Origin of the sequence: Streptomyces sp. DH41, assembly GCF_029813785.1 — a bacterium.
GTDB lineage: Bacteria > Actinomycetota > Actinomycetes > Streptomycetales > Streptomycetaceae > Streptomyces.
This window is the reverse complement of record NZ_JARVKY010000001.1, coordinates 643,448-664,970: the sequence shown is the minus strand read 5'-3', so window position 1 is coordinate 664,970 and position 21,523 is coordinate 643,448. Positions and strand designations below refer to the sequence as shown.

The 21,523-nt window shown below is 71.2% G+C and carries 19 protein-coding genes; 17 read left to right on the top strand and 2 right to left on the bottom strand.

All coding sequences use genetic code 11. From position 1 onward, the window contains the following. Window positions 1-433: 433 nt before the first annotated feature. Genes QC283_RS02915 through QC283_RS02905 form a run of 3 tightly spaced genes read left to right on the top strand, consistent with a single transcriptional unit; the run spans window position 434 to window position 4,790 of the window. Window positions 434-1,207 (top strand): hypothetical protein, encoded by a 774-nt coding sequence (locus QC283_RS02915; RefSeq protein ID WP_279559704.1) that lies wholly within the window; start codon window positions 434-436, stop codon window positions 1,205-1,207. Further along, complete coding sequence (locus tag QC283_RS02910; RefSeq protein WP_279559703.1) at window positions 1,207-3,408, top strand: polysaccharide deacetylase family protein; 2,202 nt, start codon at window positions 1,207-1,209, stop codon at window positions 3,406-3,408. Before QC283_RS02915 ends, QC283_RS02910 begins: the two co-directional genes overlap by 1 nt. Next, window positions 3,405-4,790, top strand: a complete 1,386-nt coding sequence (locus QC283_RS02905; protein WP_279559702.1) for an acyltransferase family protein — start codon at window positions 3,405-3,407, stop codon at window positions 4,788-4,790. The genes QC283_RS02910 and QC283_RS02905 overlap by 4 nt, the downstream gene beginning before the upstream one ends. A gap of 44 nt (window positions 4,791-4,834) precedes the next feature. Here the strand turns inward: QC283_RS02905 and QC283_RS02900 are convergent, their stop codons facing one another. Beyond that, window positions 4,835-5,008, bottom strand: a complete 174-nt coding sequence (locus QC283_RS02900) for a DUF397 domain-containing protein (RefSeq protein WP_279559701.1) — start codon at window positions 5,006-5,008, stop codon at window positions 4,835-4,837. A gap of 60 nt (window positions 5,009-5,068) precedes the next feature. On the opposite strand from QC283_RS02900, the gene QC283_RS02895 reads away from it, so the two are divergent. From QC283_RS02895 to QC283_RS02855, 9 genes are all read left to right on the top strand, one after another. Then, a complete protein-coding gene (locus tag QC283_RS02895) occupies window positions 5,069-5,290 on the top strand; it encodes a hypothetical protein (RefSeq protein WP_279559700.1) in 222 nt (73 codons plus the stop codon). 98 nt (window positions 5,291-5,388) lie between these two features. Beyond that, on the top strand, window positions 5,389-6,750 hold the full coding sequence (locus QC283_RS02890; protein WP_279559699.1) for a nitrate/nitrite transporter: 1,362 nt from the start codon (window positions 5,389-5,391) through the stop codon (window positions 6,748-6,750). A 104-nt stretch (window positions 6,751-6,854) separates the two neighbouring features. After that, the gene (locus QC283_RS02885) at window positions 6,855-8,012 is read left to right on the top strand and encodes a uroporphyrinogen-III synthase (protein ID WP_279559698.1); all 1,158 of its coding nucleotides are present in this window, start codon (window positions 6,855-6,857) and stop codon (window positions 8,010-8,012) included. 246 nt (window positions 8,013-8,258) lie between these two features. Further along, window positions 8,259-8,849: a CGNR zinc finger domain-containing protein gene (locus QC283_RS02880; RefSeq protein ID WP_279559697.1), complete on the top strand. Its 591-nt coding sequence runs from the start codon at window positions 8,259-8,261 to the stop codon at window positions 8,847-8,849. A 224-nt stretch (window positions 8,850-9,073) separates the two neighbouring features. Next, entirely contained in the window at window positions 9,074-9,598 is a 525-nt protein-coding gene (locus QC283_RS02875) for a sigma-70 family RNA polymerase sigma factor (protein WP_279559696.1), read from the top strand. Between the two features lie 71 nt (window positions 9,599-9,669). Continuing rightward, entirely contained in the window at window positions 9,670-10,458 is a 789-nt protein-coding gene (locus tag QC283_RS02870; protein WP_279559695.1) for a zf-HC2 domain-containing protein, read from the top strand. Between the two features lie 83 nt (window positions 10,459-10,541). Further along, window positions 10,542-12,878 carry a HelD family protein gene (locus QC283_RS02865; protein ID WP_279559694.1) on the top strand — a complete coding sequence of 779 codons (2,337 nt, stop codon included), beginning with the start codon at window positions 10,542-10,544 and terminating at the stop codon, window positions 12,876-12,878. A gap of 470 nt (window positions 12,879-13,348) precedes the next feature. After that, window positions 13,349-14,764: an NAD-dependent malic enzyme gene (locus QC283_RS02860; RefSeq protein WP_279559693.1), complete on the top strand. Its 1,416-nt coding sequence runs from the start codon at window positions 13,349-13,351 to the stop codon at window positions 14,762-14,764. Between the two features lie 442 nt (window positions 14,765-15,206). Further along, a complete protein-coding gene (locus QC283_RS02855; RefSeq protein WP_003950507.1) occupies window positions 15,207-15,488 on the top strand; it encodes an HU family DNA-binding protein in 282 nt (93 codons plus the stop codon). 185 nt (window positions 15,489-15,673) lie between these two features. Here QC283_RS02855 and murA read toward each other — a convergent pair whose 3' ends face one another. Beyond that, on the bottom strand, window positions 15,674-17,020 hold the full coding sequence (gene murA / locus QC283_RS02850) for a UDP-N-acetylglucosamine 1-carboxyvinyltransferase (RefSeq protein ID WP_279559692.1): 1,347 nt from the start codon (window positions 17,018-17,020) through the stop codon (window positions 15,674-15,676). A gap of 235 nt (window positions 17,021-17,255) precedes the next feature. Here murA and QC283_RS02845 point away from each other — a divergent pair, with 235 nt between their 5' ends. The 5 genes from QC283_RS02845 to QC283_RS02825 all read left to right on the top strand — a co-directional run bounded on the left by QC283_RS02845 (window position 17,256) and on the right by QC283_RS02825 (window position 21,505). After that, window positions 17,256-17,828: a YqgE/AlgH family protein gene (locus tag QC283_RS02845; RefSeq protein ID WP_279559691.1), complete on the top strand. Its 573-nt coding sequence runs from the start codon at window positions 17,256-17,258 to the stop codon at window positions 17,826-17,828. Between the two features lie 69 nt (window positions 17,829-17,897). Continuing rightward, window positions 17,898-18,185, top strand: coding sequence for a DUF3039 domain-containing protein (locus tag QC283_RS02840; protein WP_279559690.1), 288 nt, complete (start codon window positions 17,898-17,900; stop codon window positions 18,183-18,185). A gap of 190 nt (window positions 18,186-18,375) precedes the next feature. After that, entirely contained in the window at window positions 18,376-19,674 is a 1,299-nt protein-coding gene (locus QC283_RS02835; RefSeq protein WP_279559689.1) for an extracellular solute-binding protein, read from the top strand. Further along, a complete protein-coding gene (locus tag QC283_RS02830) occupies window positions 19,671-20,663 on the top strand; it encodes a carbohydrate ABC transporter permease (RefSeq protein ID WP_279559688.1) in 993 nt (330 codons plus the stop codon). The genes QC283_RS02835 and QC283_RS02830 overlap by 4 nt, the downstream gene beginning before the upstream one ends. Further along, window positions 20,660-21,505 (top strand): carbohydrate ABC transporter permease, encoded by an 846-nt coding sequence (locus tag QC283_RS02825; RefSeq protein WP_279559687.1) that lies wholly within the window; start codon window positions 20,660-20,662, stop codon window positions 21,503-21,505. Before QC283_RS02830 ends, QC283_RS02825 begins: the two co-directional genes overlap by 4 nt. The last annotated feature ends 18 nt before the right edge of the window (window positions 21,506-21,523 follow it).

Genomic DNA, 21,523 nt, shown 5'->3' with positions numbered 1-21,523 from the left:
GGTTCTCGGTCCCCGAATAGGCAGGGACCGAATAGCCGGCAAGCCGGCGGGCGGCGACCCGGTCGGCGGCACCCCGGTGGCTGGAGACCGTACGGACCGGGATCCGAGCCGCGACCCGTTGACCCGGGGACGGATAACCTGGGGCGGCACGAAGCCGACCGGAAGTGATCCGTCCGGAACCCGCCGCAACGACACGAGCCCTGAAGCCGACAAGACGGACATCCTCCCTTCGGCTCCTTCGGCTCCTTCGGCTCCTTCGGCTCCTTCGGCTCCTTCGGCCGCGCCGACCCGTGTCTTCCCCACGACCGCGTCCGGCCCCGCCACCTCCGCCCTGCGCGACCCCTGGCAGGACACCCCGGGCGTCGATGCCGACGCAGGTGCCGACGCGGGCGCCGGCGCCAGGACCGGCGATCAGACGCACGACCCGCACGAGGTGACGGTCCAGCTCGACGCCGTCCAGCTCGGTGACGGCGTGATCCGCCGAGTCGACAGCGGGCGCCCCGAGAGCGGCCCCGAGGGCTCCGACGGACCGGTCTTCGTCGACGCGTCGGGACGCCGCAGCCGTCTGTACCGCCGCCTCGGCATCGCGGTCGGCGTCGCCTGCGCGGTCTACGCCGTCGTCATCGTCTCCACGCTGCTGTCCGGCAACTCCAACGCGCCCTGGCTGCCCGTGGAGGGCCAGCAGGAGGGCAAGCCGGCCGGCCAGGTCGACACCACGCCGGCGCCGTCGCAGTCGACGCGGCCCTCCGGCACCGGCAGCGCCGTCCCGCAGACCAGCCCTTCCGCCGGCGCCGGCGTGACCACGGCACCGGATGCCGGCGTCCCCGTGCCCGGCACGTCCGGTACCGCCCTGCAGCCCGGCACCAGCGCCGACCCCGGGCCCTCACAGTCCGAGACCGCCCCGGACACCGGCGACGAGGACGCGACCGACCCGGACCCGACGCAGTCGACGCAGGTGCCGCCCCCCGGGAGCCCGGACCCGACGACCTCGGAGGACGACGACGAAACCCCGGTCGACCCCACCGGCCCCACGAACCCCACCGACCCCCCTACGGGCACCGATCCCGGTGACGGCGGTACGGCCGTCAACGGCGTGAGCGCCCCGCTGGCCGCCCCACTGGCCGCCGCCGGACCCGCCGCGGGACCCGCCGCCGGTTCGGACAACCCCCTCACGTCCCCTTCCCTGTCCCCGGAGAACACCCTCTGATGGCATCCCGCATCCGCCGTCACGGGCCGGCCCGTGACGGCGCCCGTGAGGGCGCCCGGCGCCGCCGCCTGCCCCTGCGCCTGCTGCTTCCGCTGCTCGTCCTGGTCGCCCTGGCGGCGATGCTCATGCTGCGCGGCTACGTGCACAGTGAGATCCTCGCCGACCACCGCGTCCAGCCGCCCGCCGCCACCGACCAGGTGCCGGAGAAGATCCTCGAGGGCGGCCCGGTCATCGACGCCCGTGGCGGCCGCACCGAGAGCCTGAGCGTGCCCGACCACCGCCTGGTCCTCACGTTCGACGACGGCCCGGACCCGACCTGGACGCCGAAGGTCCTGGACGTGCTGAAGAAGCACGACGCGCACGGCGTCTTCTTCGTCACCGGCACCATGGCCTCCCGCTACCCCGACCTCGTCAAGCGCATGGTCGACGAGGGCCACGAGGTCGGCCTGCACACGTTCAACCACCCCGACCTCTCCTTCCAGTCCAAGAAGCGCATCGACTGGGAGCTGTCGCAGAACCAGCTGGCGATCACCGGCGCGGCCGGCATCCGTACCTCGCTCTTCCGCCCGCCGTACTCCTCCTACGCCGACGCCATGGACAACAAGTCCTGGCCCGTCACCGAGTACATCGGCAGCCGCGGCTACATCACCGTCGTCAACAACACCGACAGCGAGGACTGGAAGCGTCCCGGCGTCGACGAGATCATCCGCCGCGCCACGCCCAAGGACGGCAAGGGCGCCATCGTCCTGATGCACGACTCCGGCGGTGACCGCAGCCAGACGGTCGAGGCGCTGGACAGATTCCTGCCCGACCTGCAGAAGAAGGGCTACGAGTTCGACAACCTCACCGAGGCCCTGGACGCGCCCAGCGCGATGAGCCCGGTGACCGGCGCCGAACTGTGGAAGGGCAAGGCCTGGGTCTTCCTCGTCCAGGCCTCGGAGAAGCTCACCGACGCCCTGGTCGTGGGACTGGCGATCATCGGCACGCTCGTCATCGGCCGTTTCGTGCTGATGCTGCTCCTCTCCGGCTTCCACGCCCGCCGGGTCAGACGCAAGGACTTCCGCTGGGGCCCGCCGGTGACCGAACCGGTGACGGTGCTGGTCCCGGCGTACAACGAGGCCAAGTGCATCGAGAACACCGTCCTCTCGCTGATGTCCAGCGACCACCCGGTCGAGGTCATCGTCATCGACGACGGCTCCAGCGACGGCACCGCCCGGATCGTCGAGGCGATGGGTCTGCCGGGCGTCCGGGTGATCCGCCAGCTCAACGCGGGCAAGCCGGCCGCGCTCAACCGCGGCCTCGCCAACGCCAGTCACGACATCGTCGTCATGATGGACGGCGACACGGTCTTCGAACCGTCCACCGTCCGCGAACTCGTCCAGCCCTTCGGCGACCAGAGGGTCGGCGCCGTGGCGGGCAACGCGAAGGTCGGCAACAAGGACAGTCTGATCGGCGCCTGGCAGCACATCGAGTACGTGATGGGCTTCAACCTGGACCGCCGCATGTACGACGTCCTGGGCTGCATGCCGACCATCCCGGGCGCCGTGGGCGCCTTCCGGCGCTCGGCGCTGGCGCCGATCGGCGGCATGAGCGACGACACCCTCGCCGAGGACACCGACGTCACCATGGCGCTGCACCGCGCCGGCTGGCGCGTGGTCTACGCCGAGAACGCCCGGGCCTGGACCGAGGCGCCCGAGACCGTCCAGCAGCTGTGGTCCCAGCGCTACCGCTGGTCCTACGGCACCATGCAGGCCATCTGGAAGCACCGCAGGTCCGTGATCGAGAAGGGCCCCTCGGGCCGCTTCGGCCGCGTGGGCCTGCCCTTCGTCTCCCTGTTCATGGTCCTGGCCCCGCTGCTGGCCCCGCTGATCGACGTCTTCCTGCTCTACGGCATCGTCTTCGGCCCGACCCAGAAGACGATCATGGCGTGGCTGGGCGTCCTGGCCCTCCAAGCGGTCTGCGCGGCGTACGCCTTCCGCCTGGACCGTGAACGCATGACCCACCTGATCTCGCTGCCGCTGCAGCAGATCCTCTACCGCCAGCTCATGTACGTAGTGCTGCTCCAGTCCTGGATCACCGCCCTCACCGGCGGCCGGCTGCGCTGGCAGAAGCTCCGGCGCACCGGCGTGGTCGGCGCGCCCGGCGGCTCCGTGCCGAACCAGCGTGCGCAGAGCGGCGATGATCGGAGGCCCGTGGCATGACCCACGGATACACGACCGGTACGGGTACGAACCCGGAGCCGGCCGGCCCGTACGGCTCCCCGTACGCGGGGGACCCGAACGGCGCCGCGGGGATGCCGTACGACGTTCCGCGGCAGCGCACGACGGAGTTCGCGCCCGGGTTCGACTCCGAACCCGCTCCCGCCCCGGCACCCCAGGCACCCCCGGCGGCCAAGAAGCCCGGCCGCGACCGCTACCTCGACCTGCTGCGCTCCGTCGCCCTGGTCCGCGTCGTGGTGTACCACATCTTCGGCTGGGCCTGGCTGACGGTGCTGTTCCCGTCGATGGGCGTGATGTTCGCGCTGGCGGGCTCGCTGATGGCGCGTTCGCTCAAGCGCCCGGCGATGGGCGTGATCCGCGGCCGCGTGCGCCGCCTCCTGCCGCCGATGTGGGCGTTCGCCGCGGTCGTGCTGACGATGATGTTCGTGAACGGCTGGAATCCCACCAAGGACCCGGAGGGCGGCGCCTGGGGCCTGATCGAGCTGTTCAACTACATCGTCCCGATCGGCGCCCCGCCCTACCCCTGGCACGTCGGCTCCCCGTCCGGCCTGCTGGAGGACACCTGGGCGGTACAGGCCGCGGGGCCGCTCTGGTACCTGCGCGCCTACCTGTGGTTCGTCATCGCCTCCCCGCTGCTGCTGTGGCTGTTCCGCAAGGCCCCCTGGCCGACGCTGCTCGCCCCGCTCGGCCTGACGGCGATCGTCGGCACGGGAGTGGTGACCATCCCCGGCGAGACGGGCCTCGCGATCACCGACTTCGCGGTCTACGGCGGCTGCTGGGTCCTGGGCTTCGCCCACCACGAGGGTCTGCTGAAGCAGATCCCGCGCTACGTCTCCGTCTCCTGCGCGTCCCTGGTGATGGCCTTCGGCCTGTGGTGGGCCTCGAACCACCTGGGCCCCGACGGCTGGGACCTCAACGACATCCCGCTGGCCCAGGCCACCTGGTCGTTCGGGTTCGTCGTGATCCTGCTCCAGTACTCCCCGTCGTGGCAGGAACTCCCCGGCCGGCTGGCGAAGTGGGACAAGCTGATCACCCTCTCCAACAACCGCGCGGTCACCATCTACCTGTGGCACAACCTGCTGATCATGGCGACGGTCCCGATCATCGACCTGGCCTACCGGCTCCCGTTCATGCAGAACGAGCGGGCGATGAACGCGCTCACCGACGCGTACACGATCTGGATGCTGGCCCTCGTCTGGCCGCTCATCGGCCTGATGGTCCTCGCGGTCGGCTGGGTCGAGGACCTCGCGGCGAAGCGGAAACCACGCCTGTGGCCGAACGGCACGAAGCGCGGCGACGCGGCCAAGGGAGCGGGGGGAACCGGGAGCCGGCGTCGTTCCAGGTCCGGGGCGGGCCGGAACTGACCTCCGTCACCCGCCCCGTCCTCTCGCTCACCTCCTCGCGCACGTCACCTTGTGATGTGCGCGAGGAAGGCGTCCCAGGCGGTGGGGGACAGGCCTAGCCGGGGGCCGGTTATGGCCTTCGAGTCGCGTACGAGGACGGTGGTCGAGGTCGTGACGATTTCCACGCAGTTGGACGCATCCGGGCTGTAAGTGGGCTTGCGCCAGTGGAGATCAGACATATGCGGCTCCCTCAAGTGTTCCGGGCGATGCGGTGAACCAAGTCTCGTGACGCTTCAGGTTTGCACGGGTCTCCCGAAGAACTGGTCCCGCTCGCCTCGGCCGACGCCGGGTCCGGGCGCGGGCTGCGCCTCGTTCAGGAGTACGTGGACTCCTGGGGAGGGTGGTCCCTCGGCGACGAGCTGCTGGGGCGGGGCGCGGGCAAGTTGCTGTGGTTCGAGGTGGGAGGGCGGCCCGCCGGGGCTGGCGGCGACGTCCTCTCACTCCGACCCGGTGCCGGGTGAGAGGGACGTTCCCTCGCGGTCATCCACAGCCCCACCGGGCCGAAACGCGTCCTGCCTACCGTCGGTGCAACCGAGCTACGGAGCACCGTGGAGGCGTCATGACAGTCCCTGGCGGCCGCTGGATCCAGCACTGGGATCCGGAGGACGAGACCTTCTGGAAGGAGACGGGGGAGCGGGTCGCGCGGCGGAACCTGTTCTTCTCCGTCCTCTCCGAGCACATCGGGTTCTCGGTCTGGACGCTGTGGTCCGTGCTGGTGCTCTTCATGGGGCCGGAGTACGGGCTGACGCCGGCCGACAAGTTCCTGCTGACGTCCGTGGTGACGCTGGTCGGGGCGGTCGTGCGGGTGCCGTACACCTTCGCCGTCGCGGTCTTCGGCGGGCGGAACTGGACGATCGTCTCCGCCGGGCTGCTGCTCGTGCCGACCACGGCGGCGTTCATGGTCATGGAGCCGGGAACGTCCTTCTCGACCTTCCTGCTGGTCGGTCTGCTGGCCGGCATCGGCGGCGGCAACTTCGCCTCCTCCATGACCAACATCAACGCCTTCTTCCCGCTCCGGAAGAAGGGCTGGGCGCTCGGCCTCAACGCCGGGGGCGGGAACATCGGTGTGCCGGTCATCCAGCTGGCCGCGCTCGCGATCATCGGAGCGAGTGGCGGGCCGCGGGTGCTGCTCGGCATCTACATCCCGCTGATCCTGGTGGCCGCCGTCCTCGCCGCCCGCTTCATGGACAACCTCGCCTCCGTGAAGAACGACACCGGTGCCGCCAAGGACGCCGCCCGGGACGCCCACACCTGGATCATGGCCGTGCTGTACGTCGGCACGTTCGGGTCGTTCATCGGGTACAGCTTCGCCTTCGGGCAGGTGCTGCAGACCCAGTTCGGGCGGAGTCCGCTGCAGGCGGCGTACCTGACCTTCATCGGGCCGCTGCTCGGCTCCCTGATCCGGCCGCTGGGCGGCAGGCTCGCCGACCGGTACGGCGGCGCGCGGATCACGCTGTGGAACTTCGTCGCCATGGCCGCCGCCACCGCCGTGCTCGTCGCGGCCGGCATGGCGGAGTCGCTCGGGCTGTTCGTGACCGCGTTCGTGGTGCTGTTCGTGCTCAGCGGGCTCGGCAACGGCTCGACGTTCAAGATGATCCCGGGAATCTTCCAGAACAGGGCGCTCGCCAAGGGGCTGGCGGGGGAGAACGCCGTGGCGTACGGGCGGCGGCTCTCCGGTGCCTCCATGGGGCTGATCGGCGCGGTCGGCGCGCTCGGCGGCGTCGCCATCAACCTCGCCTTCCGGCAGTCCTTCCTCTCCGTCGGCTCGGGCACCGGCGCCTTCGTCGCCTTCCTCGCCTACTACGCCGTCTGCTTCGCCGTCACGTGGGCGGTATACCTTCGCCGTCCGGCCGCCAGGACGCCGGACGGCCCGGCGGGCCGAGCGCGGACGAACGCGCGGCTCGGTTACGCCGAGGTATGACGTAACACTGGTGACATGAAGCGGAACCGAGCCCGTCACGCACCGTTGACAGGCTCGGTCGCCGTGCAGCCAGTACGACGACCGGGACGATCGGGACGAGAGTGATGGACGACGAACAGCAGCCGGACAAGGGTGCCCACGGTCCCCTCGCCGGATTCACCGTGGGCGTGACCGCCGCCCGCCGGGCCGACGAACTGGGCGCGCTGCTCCAGCGGCGCGGAGCAGCCGTCCTGCACGCCCCGGCGCTCAGGATCGTGCCGCTCGCCGACGACAGCGAGCTGCTGGCCGCGACCAAGCAGCTCATCGACCAGGCGCCGGACGTCGTCGTGGCCACCACCGCCATCGGTTTCCGGGGCTGGGTCGAGGCCGCCGACGGCTGGGGGCTGGGTGACGCCCTGCTGGAGCGGCTGCGCGCGGTGCGGCTGCTCGCGCGCGGCCCCAAGGTCAAGGGCGCGGTCCGGGCCGCCGGGCTGACGGAGGAGTGGTCGCCGGCCTCCGAGTCCATGGCCGAGGTGCTGGACCGGCTGCTGGAGGAGGGCGTCGACGGCCGGCGGATCGCCCTGCAGCTGCACGGTGAGCCGCTGCCGGGCTTCGTGGAGGCGCTGCGGGCGGGCGGCGCCGAAGTGGTCGGCGTGCCCGTCTACCGGTGGCTGCCGCCGGTGGACCTCGGGCCCGTGGACCGGCTGCTGGACGCCGCCGTATCGCGTGGCGTGGACGCCGTGACGTTCACCAGCGCGCCCGCCGCCGCGTCCCTCCTCTCCCGCGCCGAGGAGCGCGGCATGCTGCCCGAGCTGCTCGCCGCGTTCGGCCACGGCGTGCTGCCTGCCTGCGTCGGCCCGGTGACCGCGGTGCCGCTCCAGGCGCACGGCGTCGACACGGTCCAGCCCGAACGCTTCCGGCTCGGCCCCCTCGTCCAGCTGCTGTGCCAGGAACTGCCGGGCCGCGCCCGCGCGCTGCCGGTCGCCGGGCACCGGCTGGAGATCCGCGGGCACGCGGTGCTGGTGGACGGGGAGCTCAAGGCCGTGCCGCCCGCCGGTATGTCCCTGCTGCGGGCCCTCGCCCGGCGGCCGGGCTGGGTCGTCGCCCGCGCCGAACTGCTGCGCGCCCTGCCGGGCACCGGCCGCGACGAACACGCCGTCGAAACGGCGATGGCCCGCCTGCGCACGTCCCTCGGCGCCCCGAAGCTGATCCAGACGGTGGTGAAACGCGGCTACCGCCTGGCCCTGGACCCGGCGACGGACGCCAAGTACACGGACGGATGACGCGCGGCGCCGGAAAGCCACTCCCGGGGCGCGCGGGCGCACGGCCGGACCGGACGACCGGACCGCCTCGGCGAGGACGGGCGGAGCCACTCCCCGAGCGCGCGGGCGCACACGTGGGGTTCCGGCCGTAGGGCGGTACGAGGGGTTCCGGGCGCGGGAGCGGGCAGGCACTGTAGAGGGAGCGGTCCACCTGCTCCCCTCCCCAGCCCGCACCCCGACGGGCAACCCCTAGGCGGTGACAGGAACATGGCACTGGGTACGGCCACCGATCCGTACGAGCTGCGGTTCGACACCGGGCGGATCTGCCTGGACCTCATCGCCACCACCCACCCCATGGAGCGGCTCGCATCCGTCGAGGTGCTGCGTGCCTGGATCACCGGGTCCGGGCTCGTCCCGCCCCGCACCCCGCTGGCCCACGCCGACGTCTCCTGGCTGGCCGCCTTCCGCGAACTGCGCGGCCAGACCGCCCGCCTGATCCGCTCCCGGTCCGCGCCCGGCAGCATCCCGTACGACCTCGCGCTCGCCCGCGTCAACGGCCTCGCCGTCGCCGCGCCCCCGGCCCCGCGCGCGGTCCACGGCGAGGACGGCGCGCTGGTGCGGGAGTTGACCGGTCCGCCGGAGTGCCCGGCGCTGCTCGGCGCCCTCGCCCGGGACACCGTGGAACTGCTCACCGACCCCGTCGCGCGGGCGAGCCTCAGGCAGTGTGAGGGCGACAACTGCCCGATCGTGTACGTGGACACCTCCCGAGGGCGCCGCCGGCGCTGGTGCTCCAGTGAGATCTGCGGCAACCGGGAGCGTGTCGCCCGGCACCGCCGCCGGGCCGCCCTCGCCCGATAGTCCCGTAGCCCCGTAGTCCCGTGGGTCTCGCCCGATAAGTGCGGCGGCGTCCCCCTTCGTCACGCCGTCCCGGGAAAACTCTCATCCCCCTTTGAACACCCCGCACTTCGCGTCCGTACCGAATGGGCGAGCGACCGACTCGGGGGAACCCCCGGACATCGGAGGTGGGCGTGCGCAAGGATTCCGTCGTGGCCGGTGAACGTGGTGCGAGGGCCCGACATCGCATGTCCCAGGCGTCCTCGGAACCCGACGAGGAGCTGATGCGCGCCCTGTACCGGGAGCACGCCGGCCCCTTGCTGGCCTATGTGCTGCGGCTGGTCGCGGGGGACCGGCAGCGCGCCGAGGACGTCGTCCAGGAGACGCTCATCCGTGCCTGGAAGAACGCCGGTCAGCTCAACCGGGCGACCGGATCGGTACGCCCCTGGCTGGTGACGGTCGCCCGGCGCATCGTCATCGACGGCCACCGCAGCCGGCAGGCCCGGCCGCAGGAGGTCGATCCGTCGCCGCTGGAGGTCATCCCCGCGGAGGACGAGATCGACAAGGCGCTGTGGCTGATGACGCTGTCGGACGCGCTCGACGACCTGACCCCGGCTCACCGGGAGGTCCTCGTCGAGACGTACTTCAAGGGGCGTACCGTCAATGAGGCGGCGCAGACACTGGGCATACCCAGCGGCACCGTTCGCTCCCGGGTGTTCTACGCCCTGCGTTCGATGAAGCTGGCACTGGAGGAGCGGGGGGTGACGGCGTGATGAGCGGGTACGGGGGAGTTCGGGGATTCGGCGAGGGATTCGGCCCGGGGGACACGGGTAATTCTGTCCCCATGCAGGGATCACCGCCGCCGAACGAGCACGAGACCGTCGGCGCCTACGCCCTCGGCATCCTCGACGACGCGGAGGCGACCGCCTTCGAGGCACACCTCGCCACCTGCGAATGGTGCGCCCAGCAGCTCGACGAACTGGCCGGGATGGAGCCGATGATGGCGGCCCTCGCCGACCTGCCGGGCACGGGCGCGGGTACGCCCGCGATCGCCGAGTCGCTGACGGCGAAGCCGAGCCCGCGGCTGGTCGAGAAGCTCGTCGACGAGGTCGCCGAGCGCCGGGCGGGCAAACGCCGCCGCAACTTCTACCTGGTGGGCACCGCGGCCGCGCTGATCATCGGCGGCCCGTTCGCCGCCGTGGCGACCACGGGCGGTGACGGCGGTGACGACGACGGCGGCCGCAGGACCGAGGCGGCGCAGCCGACCGCCGGCCCCGCCGAGTCCGCCTTCGCCGCCATGCCCGACCGCGTCACGGCGACCGACCCGGCCACCCGGGTCAGCGCCACCGTGGCCCTGCGGAAGAAGGCCTGGGGCACCGACGCGGTCCTGGAGCTCAAGAACCTCAAGGGCCCCGAGAAGTGCTCCCTGATCGCCGTCGGCAAGAACGGCGAACGCGAGACGGTCACCTCCTGGTCGGTCCCGGACTGGGGGTACGGCATCCCGGACGCCACCGCCGGCAAGGGCAAGGAGCCCCTCTACGTGCAGGGCGGTGCCGCCTTCGACCCCAACGAGATCGACCACTTCGAGGTCATGACCTTCGACGGCGAGCGGCTGGTGGAGGTGGACGCGTAGGCCCGCCGACAGCACGGCCGTAGCTTCCGGGGCCCCCTTTGGCGTACCTTTGACGGCTGCCCAGCACGTCAGAAGGGGGCCCGGTGGCCGCACAGGCTCAGCAGGACTCAGCGGTCGACTCGGTTCACGGTGCCGCGGCGGAAGCCGTACCCGACTCCGTACGGGAGGACTCCGTACGGGACCGAGAGATCAGCGTGGAACAGGCACACCTGGACCGGGTGTACCGCCGCCTGGAGGAGAAGATCCACGAGGCCGAGTTCCTCATGCACGACGCCGCGCAGCGCGGCCACGTCGGCACGCCCGGCGCGCTGGCCGAGCGCGACGCGCAGGTCTTCCGGGCCGGCATCCACCTCAACCGTCTGAACAACGAGTTCGAGGACTTCCTCTTCGGCCGGATCGACCTGCTCCTCGGCAAGGACGGCAAGAAGGGCCCGGACGGCGCGTACACGGCGGTCGAACCCGCCGAGGGTGCCCTTCGGCCCGACAACACCGCCGACATCGCCGAGACCCTGCACATCGGCCGTATCGGCGTCCTGGACGAGGACTACGCCCCGCTGGTCATCGACTGGCGGGCGCCCGCCGCGGCCCCCTTCTACCGGTCCACACCGGTCGACCCGGGCCGGGTCGTGCGCCGCCGGGTGATCCGCTCCAAGGGGCGGCGCGTCCTCGGCGTCGAGGACGACCTCATGCGGCCCGAGATCACGGCCCGCCTGGACGGCGAGAAGCTGGCCGTGGTCGGCGACGGCGCCCTGATGGCCGCCCTCGGCCAGGCCCGTACGCACTCCATGCGGGACATCGTGGCCTCCATCCAGGCCGAGCAGGACCTGGTGATCCGCGCCCCCGCCGCCTCCGTGACCTACGTCGAGGGCGGCCCCGGCACCGGCAAGACCGCCGTCGCCCTGCACCGGGCGGCGTACCTGCTCTACCAGGACCGGCGCCGGTACGCGGGCGGCATCCTGATCGTCTCGCCGACCCCGCTGCTGGTGGCGTACACCGAGGGCGTCCTGCCCTCCCTCGGCGAGGAGGGACAGGTCGCCATCCGCGCGATCGGCTCGCTGGTCGACGGCGCCGAGGCCACGCTGTACGACTCCCCGGCCACCGCCCGCGCCAAGGGCTCCTCCCGCATGCTCAGGGTGCTACGCCGGGCCGCGCGCGGGGCGCTGGAGCCGGACGGCCAGCCGACCCTGCTGCGGGTCGTCGCCTTCGGACGGCGGCTCGAACTGGAGGCCGAGGAGCTGGCCGGCATCCGCCGTACCGTCCTCGGCGGCACCGCGCCCGTCAACCTGCTGCGCCCCCGCGCCCGCCGGCTCCTCCTGGACGCCCTGTGGGCCAGGTCGGGCGCCGGAACCCGGCACAGCGACCCCGAGCTGGCCGCCGAGCTGCGCTCATCCTTCGACGAGGACGTCAGCTCCGAGGACTCCTTCACCGCCTTCCTGGACGCCTGGTGGCCGGAGCTGACCCCCGGCGCCGTGCTCGCGGCCATGGCGGACGAGCGGAGGCTGGGCCGCTGGGCCCGGCGCGTCCTCAACCCCGGCGAGGTCCGCAAGGTGGCTCGTTCGCTGCGGCGCGAGGGCCACTCGGTGCACGACGTCGCCCTGCTCGACGAGCTCCAGGCGATCGTCGGCACCCCGGCCCGCCCCCGCAAGCGGCGCGAGCTGGACCCGCTGGACCAGCTCACCGGCCTGGAAGAGCTGATGCCGCAGCGCGAGGAGACCCAGTGGGAGCGTGCCGAGCGCCTCGCCCAGGAGCGCACCGAGTACGCGCACGTCATCGTCGACGAGGCCCAGGACCTCACCCCCATGCAGTGGCGGATGGTGGGCCGTCGGGGCAGGCACGCCACGTGGACGGTCGTCGGTGACCCGGCGCAGTCCTCCTGGTCCGACCCCGACGAGGCGGCGGCGGCCCGCGACGAGGCCCTGGGCACCCGCCCGCGGCGCCGTTTCGAGCTGACCGTGAACTACCGCAACCCGGCCGAGATCGCCGAGCTGGCCGCCAGGGTGCTCGCCCTCGCCATGCCGGGCTCCCAGTCCCCGACGGCCGTCCGCTCGACGGGCGTGGAGCCGCGCTTCGCGGTGGTACGGGACTCCCTCGCCGAGTCGGTCCGGGCGGAGGCGGCCCGGCTGCTGGAGCTCGTCGACGGCACCGTCGGCGTCGTGGTCGCCATGAACCGGCGTGAGGAGGCCCGGCGCTGGCTGGCCGGGCTCGGGAAGCGTGTGGTGGCGCTGGGCAGCCTGGAGGCGAAGGGCCTGGAGTACGACGCCACGGTCGTCGTCTCGCCCGCGGAGATCGCCGACGAGTCGCCCGCCGGGCTGCGCGTGCTGTACGTCGCCCTGACCCGGGCCACCCAGCAGCTGACGGTCGTCTCGTGCGAGCGGGACGAGCCGGACGCGGCCGGGGTGCCGGACCTGCTGCGCGACTGAGGCGCCGGGACAGCACCGGGGCCGCGTGGGGCAGGGGCCGCGTCGGCAGCACCGGTGCTGTCCCGGGGCATGACGAGAGGCCCGCGCCGTGACACACGGCGCGGGCCTCTCGTCCGTCTCTTCGTTTAGGTGGCACCGACCCGCCATGCTCGCCTCGCGGCAAGTGGTCGCTCGTAGCGACGAAGGTTGGGCCCGGGGGCTTGGATCGAGCCGGTGCCACGTCCAAGGTAACAAACGATCCCCGCAAGACAATTCCCGTCCCGCGGGTTCTTTCCCGGGCCGGTCCCCCTCTTCCGTCGGCACAGCACTTCTCGTATGGTGGAAATCGTTTTCCGAAAGTGCCATCACTGGTGGTGGACGGCGCGCGAACTCAAAGTTCGCAATCCGGGGTGGCTACCACGTACTCGGTGGTAGGTGCGACGATCGGACGGCACAACGCAGTTACACGGTGAAAGCAGAGGAAGTCGGCCATGGCAACGGCGCCCAGCGTCTCCTACTCGATGACGGTCCGACTGGAGGTGCCCGCGGGCGGCACAGCGGTCTCGCAGCTCACCACCGCGGTGGAGTCCGCGGGCGGCTCCGTCACCGGCCTCGACGTCACGGCCTCCGGCCACGACAAGCTCCGTATCGACGTCACCATCGCGGCCGGCTCGACCTCCCACGCGGACGAGATCGTCGAACAGCTGCGCGGCATCGAGGGCGTCAGCCTGGGCAAGGTCTCCGACCGTACCTTCCTGATGCACCTCGGCGGCAAGATCGAGATGGCGTCGAAGCACCCCATCCGCAACCGTGACGACCTGTCCATGATCTACACGCCCGGTGTCGCCCGCGTGTGCATGGCGATCGCCGAGAACCCCGAGGACGCCCGCCGCCTCACCATCAAGCGCAACTCCGTTGCGGTCGTGACGGACGGTTCGGCGGTGCTGGGCCTCGGCAACATCGGCCCGAAGGCCGCGCTGCCGGTCATGGAGGGCAAGGCGGCCCTGTTCAAGCGGTTCGCCGGCATCGACGCCTGGCCGCTCTGCCTCGACACCCAGGACACCGACGCGATCGTCGAGATCGTCAAGGCCATCGCCCCGGGCTTCGCCGGTATCAACCTGGAGGACATCTCCGCGCCGCGCTGCTTCGAGATCGAGGCCCGGCTGCGCGAGGCCCTGGACATCCCCGTCTTCCACGACGACCAGCACGGCACCGCGATCGTCGTCCTCGCCGCGCTGACCAACGCCTTGCGCGTCGTCGACAAGCCCATCGACAACGTACGGGTCGTCATGTCCGGTGCCGGCGCGGCCGGTACGGCCATCCTGAAGCTGCTGCTCGCCGCGGGCGTGAAGAACGCCGTCGTCGCCGACATCCACGGCGTCGTGCACGCCGGCCGCACCGACCTGGTCGACGCCGCGCCCGAGTCGGCGCTGCGCTGGATCGCCGACAACACCAACCCCGAGGGCCTCACCGGCACCCTCAAGGAGGCCGTGCACGGCGCGGACGTCTTCATCGGCGTCTCGGCCCCCAACGTCCTGGACGGGGACGACGTGGCCGCCATGGCGGACGGCGCGATCGTGTTCGCGCTCGCGAACCCGGACCCGGAGGTCGACCCGGCGATCGCCCGCCAGACGGCCGCGGTCGTCGCCACCGGCCGCTCCGACTTCCCGAACCAGATCAACAACGTGCTGGTCTTCCCGGGCGTCTTCCGCGGCCTGCTGGACGCCCAGTCCCGCACCGTCAACACCGAGATGATGCTCGCCGCCGCGCACGCCCTCGCGGACGTGGTGACCGAGGACGAGATCAACCCGAACTACATCATCCCCAGCGTCTTCAACGACAAGGTCGCGGGCGCCGTCGCGGGCGCCGTGCGGGACGCGGCGAAGGCCGCCGGAGTGGTGGCGTAGGACACCCGCGGCGCATGGCGTGGGAACCCTGGAGCGGCGTAGGACCGCCCCTCCGGTCCGGTGGCGCGGCGGCCCCGCGCGGCCGGACGGGTTCCCGGGCGTAGTGTGGGCGGTCTGTGACGTGGTGGTGAGGATCACCACGGCGGGCCGCCTCTCCGGCGCGTCGCGGGATGTCGGGCCTCGGATCGCCCTCTAGGGTTGCGCAAGGCTCAGGCCCTCTCTTCGTGTGACTCCCAAGGGTGTTCTCACGACTCCTGGGGGTGCCGGATTGGCTTTACCGCCGCAGGTGGAGGCAGGATGCCTCCCTGGGCGCGAGGGTCTGACGACCGACCCGGGTCCGGGGAATGTCCGAGGGCCCTGGCAGCATCGGCATCGCTGTGCCCAACATGCGGCTCCGCCGCGTGGCACGCCTCAACGGCAAGAAGAACACGGGAGTAACAACATGAACCGCAGTGAGCTGGTGGCCGCGCTGGCCGACCGCGCCGAGGTGACTCGCAAGGACGCCGACGCCGTGCTGGCCGCCTTCGCCGAGGTTGTCGGCGACATCGTCTCCAAGGGCGACGAGAAGGTCACCATCCCCGGTTTCCTGACCTTCGAGCGCACCCACCGTGCCGCTCGCACCGCCCGCAACCCGCAGACCGGCGAGCCGATCCAGATCCCGGCCGGCTACAGCGTCAAGGTCTCCGCGGGCTCCAAGCTCAAGGAAGCCGCGAAGGGCAAGTAAGCGCTCCGCTCGGAGTGCCGGGGACTGCGCGGACCGTTCGTTCGCGTCGCGGCCGTGCGCGGCCGCGGGTCGTTCGTGACTGGTCGCGCAGTTCCCCGCGCCCCTTTCAGGGGCGCTTCACCAACGCCGATGGGGCGGCCACCCGAGTCCGGGTGGCCGCCCCATCGGCGTTGGTGCGGTCGGCGTCAGCCGAGTGCCTTGCCCGGCAGCTCGACCTTCGCACCCAGCTCCACGAGCTTCTCCATGAAGTTCTCGTAGCCCCGGTTGATCAGGTCGATGCCGTGGACCCGGGAGGTGCCCTGGGCCGCGAGGGCGGCGATGAGGTACGAGAAGCCGCCGCGCAGGTCGGGGATGACCAGGTCGGCGCCCTCCAGCTTGGTCGGCCCGGACACGACGGCCGAGTGCAGGAAGTTGCGCTGGCCGAAGCGGCAGTGCGAGCCGCCCAGGCACTCGCGGTAGAGCTGGATGTGGGCGCCCATCTGGTTGAGCGCGGAGGTGAAGCCGAGCCGGGACTCGTAGACCGTCTCGTGGACGATGGACAGGCCCGTCGCCTGCGTCAGGGCGACCACCAGGGGCTGCTGCCAGTCCGTCTGGAAGCCGGGGTGCACGTCCGTCTCCAGGGCGATGGACTTCAGCTGACCGCCCGGGTGCCAGAAGCGGATGCCCTCGTCGTCGATCTCGAAGGCACCGCCCACCTTCCGGAAGGTGTTCAGGAACGTCATCATCGAGCGCTGCTGGGCGCCCCGGACGTAGACGTTCCCCTCGGTCGCCAGCGCCGCGGAGGCCCAGGAGGCGGCTTCCAGGCGGTCCGAGAGGGCACGGTGGGTGTAGCCGCCGAGCTCGTCCACACCGGTGATGCGGATCGTGCGGTCGGTGTCCATCGCGATGATCGCGCCCATTTTCTGCAGAACGCAGATCAGGTCCTCGATCTCCGGCTCCACGGCCGCGTTGGACAGCTCCGTGACGCCCTCCGCCAGCACGGCCGTGAGCAGCACCTGCTCGGTCGCGCCGACGGACGGGTACGGCAGGTTGATCTTCGTACCGCGCAGCCGCTGCGGGGCCTCCAGGTACTGGCCGTCCGCGCGCTTCTCGATCGTCGCGCCGAACTGCCGCAGCACGTCGAAGTGGAAGTCGATGGGCCGGCCGCCGATGTCACAGCCGCCCAGACCCGGGATGAACGCGTGCCCGAGGCGGTGCAGCAGCGGGCCGCAGAACAGGATCGGGATGCGCGACGAGCCCGCGTGGGCATCGATGTCGGCGACGTTCGCGCTCTCCACGTGGGTCGGGTCCATCACCAGCTCGCCGGGCTCCTCACCCGGACGGACGGTCACCCCGTGCAGCTGCAGCAGTCCGCGTACGACCCGCACGTCGCGGATGTCCGGCACATTGCGCAGCCGGCTCGGCGCACTGCCCAGCAGGGCGGCCACCATCGCCTTCGGCACGAGGTTCTTCGCACCCCGGACCCGGAGCTCGCCCTCCAGCGGGGTTCCGCCGTGGACAAGCAGTACGTCATCAGCGCCGTTGACGGTCATGAATCTCGCGTTCCGTGGGGGTTGGGCAGGGGCCGAAAGGGAAAGGGTAATCGCCTTGTACCCCCCTTCAGTAAGCCCGTGCGGGGTCGGAGAACGTCATAGGTTCGTCACAACACGCGGCGTTCCCCGGCGCGCACGGGGGGTCACGGCCGCAGCGCGTGCGCGGCGCGCGTGTTCACCCCCGTGCCCCCGATTGCCTCCCCACGGGAGGGGAACATGCGGGATCATGTCAGGCATGACCGAGGTGTCCTCGCTCACGGGGCGGCTGCTCGTGGCAACGCCCGCCCTGGCGGACCCGAACTTCGAGCGCGCGGTGGTGCTCCTTCTCGACCACGACGAGGAGGGCTCCCTCGGTGTCGTCCTCAACCGTCCCACGCCGGTCGACGTGGGCGACATCCTGGAGGACTGGGCGGACCTGACCGGCGAACCGGGCGTCGTCTTCCAGGGCGGCCCGGTGTCGCTCGACTCCGCCCTGGGCGTCGCCGTCGTCCCCGGCGGGGCGGCCGGTGAGCGGGCCCCGCTGGGCTGGCGCCGGGTGCACGGCGCGATCGGCCTGGTGGACCTGGAGGCACCGCCGGAGCTGCTCGCCCCCGCCCTGGGCGCGCTGCGGATCTTCGCCGGTTACGCGGGCTGGGGCCCCGGCCAGCTGGAGGACGAGCTGACGGACGGCGCCTGGTACGTGGTCGAGTCCGAGCCCGGCGACGTGTCCTGCCCGGTCCCCGCCAGACTCTGGCGGGAGGTCCTGCGCCGCCAGCGGGGCGACCTGGCGATGGTGGCGACGTATCCGGACGACCCCTCGCTCAACTGAGTCCCGACCCGGCGGACGGCGCCGGCCGGTGTGAGCTGCAATACCCCGGCTTTAAGTACCCTGGCATGCATGAGCACTCTCGAGCCCGAGCGCGGGACTGGTACGGGGACCCTCGTAGAGCCGACGCCGCAGACCTCCCACGGTGACGGTGACCACGAGCGCTTCGCCCATTACGTCCAGAAGGACAAGATCATGGCGAGCGCCCTCGACGGCACCCCCGTCGTCGCGCTGTGCGGCAAGGTCTGGGTACCGGGCCGCGACCCGAAGAAGTACCCGGTCTGCCCCATGTGCAAGGAGATCTACGAGTCCATGACCGGCGGCGGCGACGAGGGCAAGGGCGGCGACAAGAAGAAGTAGCAGCCCCCCCCCGGCCGAGGTCCCCAAGGCCCCCGGAGTGTGCCCGCGCGCACTCCGGGGGCCTTCGTGTTGTCACGAAGTGGTTGAGACCTCTTGTGGACATGTTCATGTACTCCATAACCTCCTGGGTGTTGTGCAGAGCGAAACCGTCATTGCATATGTTGCAACGCACGCCCGGAGGAAACACTCCATGAAGCTCGCCCCCCGCCTCGCCGTACTGCTGGCCGCCGCCGTCGTCACCGCGACCGCCTGCGCCCCCCAGACGACCGACAACTCCTCCTCCGGCGAGGACGAGAAGAGCGGCACGCTACGCGTCTGGCTCTTCCAGGAGGTCAACACCAAGCCGAAGGAAAAGGTCGTCGACGCCGTCCTGGCCGACTTCGAGAAGGCGCACGAGGACACGAAGGTCGACGTCGAGTACATCCCCGTCGAGACCCGCGCCCAGCGCATCAAGGCCGCCTTCAACGACCCCGACAGCGCCCCCGACGTCATCGAGTACGGCAACACCGACACCGCCGGCTACGTCAAGGACGGCGGACTCCTGGACATCACCGAGGAGTTCGAGGCCTGGGACGAGGCCAAGGACACCGACCCCACCGCCCGGCAGTCCGTCACCGTGGACGGCAAGGTCTACGGCGCCCCCTACTTCGTCGGCGTCCGCGCCCTGTACTACCGGACCGACGTCTTCGACGAACTCGGCCTCGCGGCCCCCAAGTCGCTGGACGAACTGGCGTCCACCGCCAAGAAGATCCGCGACGCGAAGCCCGACCTCTACGGCATCGCGGTCGGCGGCGCCTACACCTACGGCGCGATGCCCTTCATCTGGGCGAACGGCGGCGAACTCGCCACCGGCAAGGGCGGCTCGTACGCCTCGGCGATCGACAGCGCCGCCGCCCAGAAGGGCATCGAGGCGTACACGTCCCTCTTCGGCGACGACAACTGCCCCGCCGCCAAGTGCGCCGGCATGGGCGGCAACGACACCGTCACCGCGTTCGCCTCCGGCAAGGCGGCCATGGCGATCGGCGGCGACTTCAGCCGCCAGGCCGTGGACGCCGGGAAGGCGAAGGGCACGTACGCGGTCGTTCCGCTGCCGGGCGTGAAGTCCGGATCGATCGCCCCCGCCTTCGCGGGCGGCAACAACATCGGCGTCCTGAAGAGCACCTCGCACCGCACCCTCGCCGTCGACCTGATGAAGCGGCTCTCCTCGAAGGAGGCGCAGAGCGAGATGTTCGGCGCGATGGGCTTCCTGCCGACCTTCACGGACGTGCGGCAGCGGGTCGCGGCCGAGGAGCCGTTCGTGAAGCCGTTCGTCGACACCCTCGCCGCGGGCACGGAGTTCGTGCCGGCCTCGGCCGCGTGGGCGACGATCGACTCGTCGCAGGTGCTGCCGACCATGTTCCAGGAGGTGGTCAGCGGCAAGAAGGACGTCGGCGCCGCCGCCGGGGACGCGGCTCGGAAGATGGACGACGCGTTCGGCTCCGCCGGGTGACGGGGGTGCCTAGTGGCTCGGGGGGTGCGGTGCGATCGCGGCCGCGGGCCGTTCGTGGCTGGTCGCGCCCACGCGGCGGTAGCCGCAAATCCAGCACAGCCCCGCGCCCCTTTCGGGGCGCTGCCGGCACTCCCTGGATCTACCTCGCGCCGGCTCTTGTGGTCCTCGGTGGGTTGCTGGTCTACCCCGTTTATCAGCTCGGGCTGATCGCCTTTCTGGAGTACACGCAGGCGCAGGTGTCCGGTGGGGAGCCGACCACCTTCAAGGGGTTCGGGAACTACGCCGAGCTGTTCGGGGACGGTGAGTTCTGGCGGGTGCTGCTCGCCACCGTCGTGTTCGCGGCGGCCTGCGTGGTGTCGACACTGGCCGTCGGGTGCGCGCTCGCCGTGCTGCTCACGCGCGTGCGTGCCCTGCCCCGGCTCGCGCTGATGCTGGCCGCCCTCGGGGCCTGGGCGACCCCGGCGGTCACCGGTTCGACGGTGTGGCTGCTGCTGTTCGACCCGGACTTCGGGCCCGTCAACCGGATGCTGGGAATCGGCGACCACTCCTGGACGTACGGCCGCTACAGCGCCTTCGCCCTCGTCCTGCTCGAAGTGGTCTGGTGCTCCTTCCCGTTCGTCATGGTCACCGTCTACGCCGGTATCCGGGCCGTCCCCTCGGAGGTCCTGGAGGCCGCCGCGCTCGACGGCGCCTCCCAGTGGCGCATCTGGCGGTCGGTGCTCGCCCCGATGCTCCGGCCGATCCTGGTGGTCGTCACCATCCAGTCGGTCATCTGGGACTTCAAGGTCTTCACCCAGATCTACGTCATGACGGGCGGCGGCGGCATCGCCGGGCAGAACCTCGTACTCAACGTCTACGCCTATCAGAAGGCCTTCGCGTCCTCGCAGTACAGCCTCGGCTCCGCGATCGGCGTCGTGATGCTGCTGATCCTGCTCGCCGTGACGCTGGTCTACCTGCGGCTGCTGCGCCGCCAGGGGGAGGAGCTGTGAATCTTCCGCGCGTGCGGGTGCGCCGTCCGTGGCGGCTGGCGGCCGAGGCGTCGGCGCTGCTGATCTCGGTCGTGGTGGCCTTCCCGCTGTACTGGATGGTGCTGAGCGCCTTCAAACCGGCCGGGGAGGTCGAGTCGACCGAGCCGCGGCCGTGGACCCTGGCGCCGTCGCTCGACTCCTTCCGGCGGGTCTTCGGGCAGCAGGAATTCGGCCGTTATTTCCTCAACAGCCTGCTCGTGGCGGGCACTGTCGTGATCGCCTCGGCGCTCATCGCGTTCCTCGCGGCTACCGCGGTGACGCGTTTCCGGTTCCGATTCCGGACCACCCTGCTCATCATGTTCCTGGTGGCCCAGATGGTGCCCGTGGAGGCGCTCACGATCCCGCTGTTCTTCCTCATGCGGGACTTCGGCCAGCTGAACACCCTGGGTTCGCTGATCCTGCCGCACATCGCCTTCTCGCTGCCCTTCGCGATCTGGATGCTGCGGGGCTTCGTGAAAGCGGTGCCGGAGGCCCTGGAAGAGGCCGCCTACATCGACGGGGCGAGCCGGAGGCGCTTTCTGTGGCAGATCCTTTTCCCGCTGGTCTTCCCGGGGCTGGTCGCCACCAGTGTCTTCTCCTTCATCTCGACCTGGAACGACTTCCTGTTCGCCAAGTCGTTCATCATCAGCGACACCTCCCAGTCGACCCTGCCCATGGCGCTGCTGGTCTTCTACAAGCCGGACGACCCCGACTGGGGCGGGGTGATGGCCGCCTCCACGGTGATGACGATTCCGGTGCTGGTCTTCTTCGTACTCGTGCAACGACGACTCGTCTCCGGCCTCGGCGGAGCGGTGAAGGACTGATGTGACGTGCCTGACGTG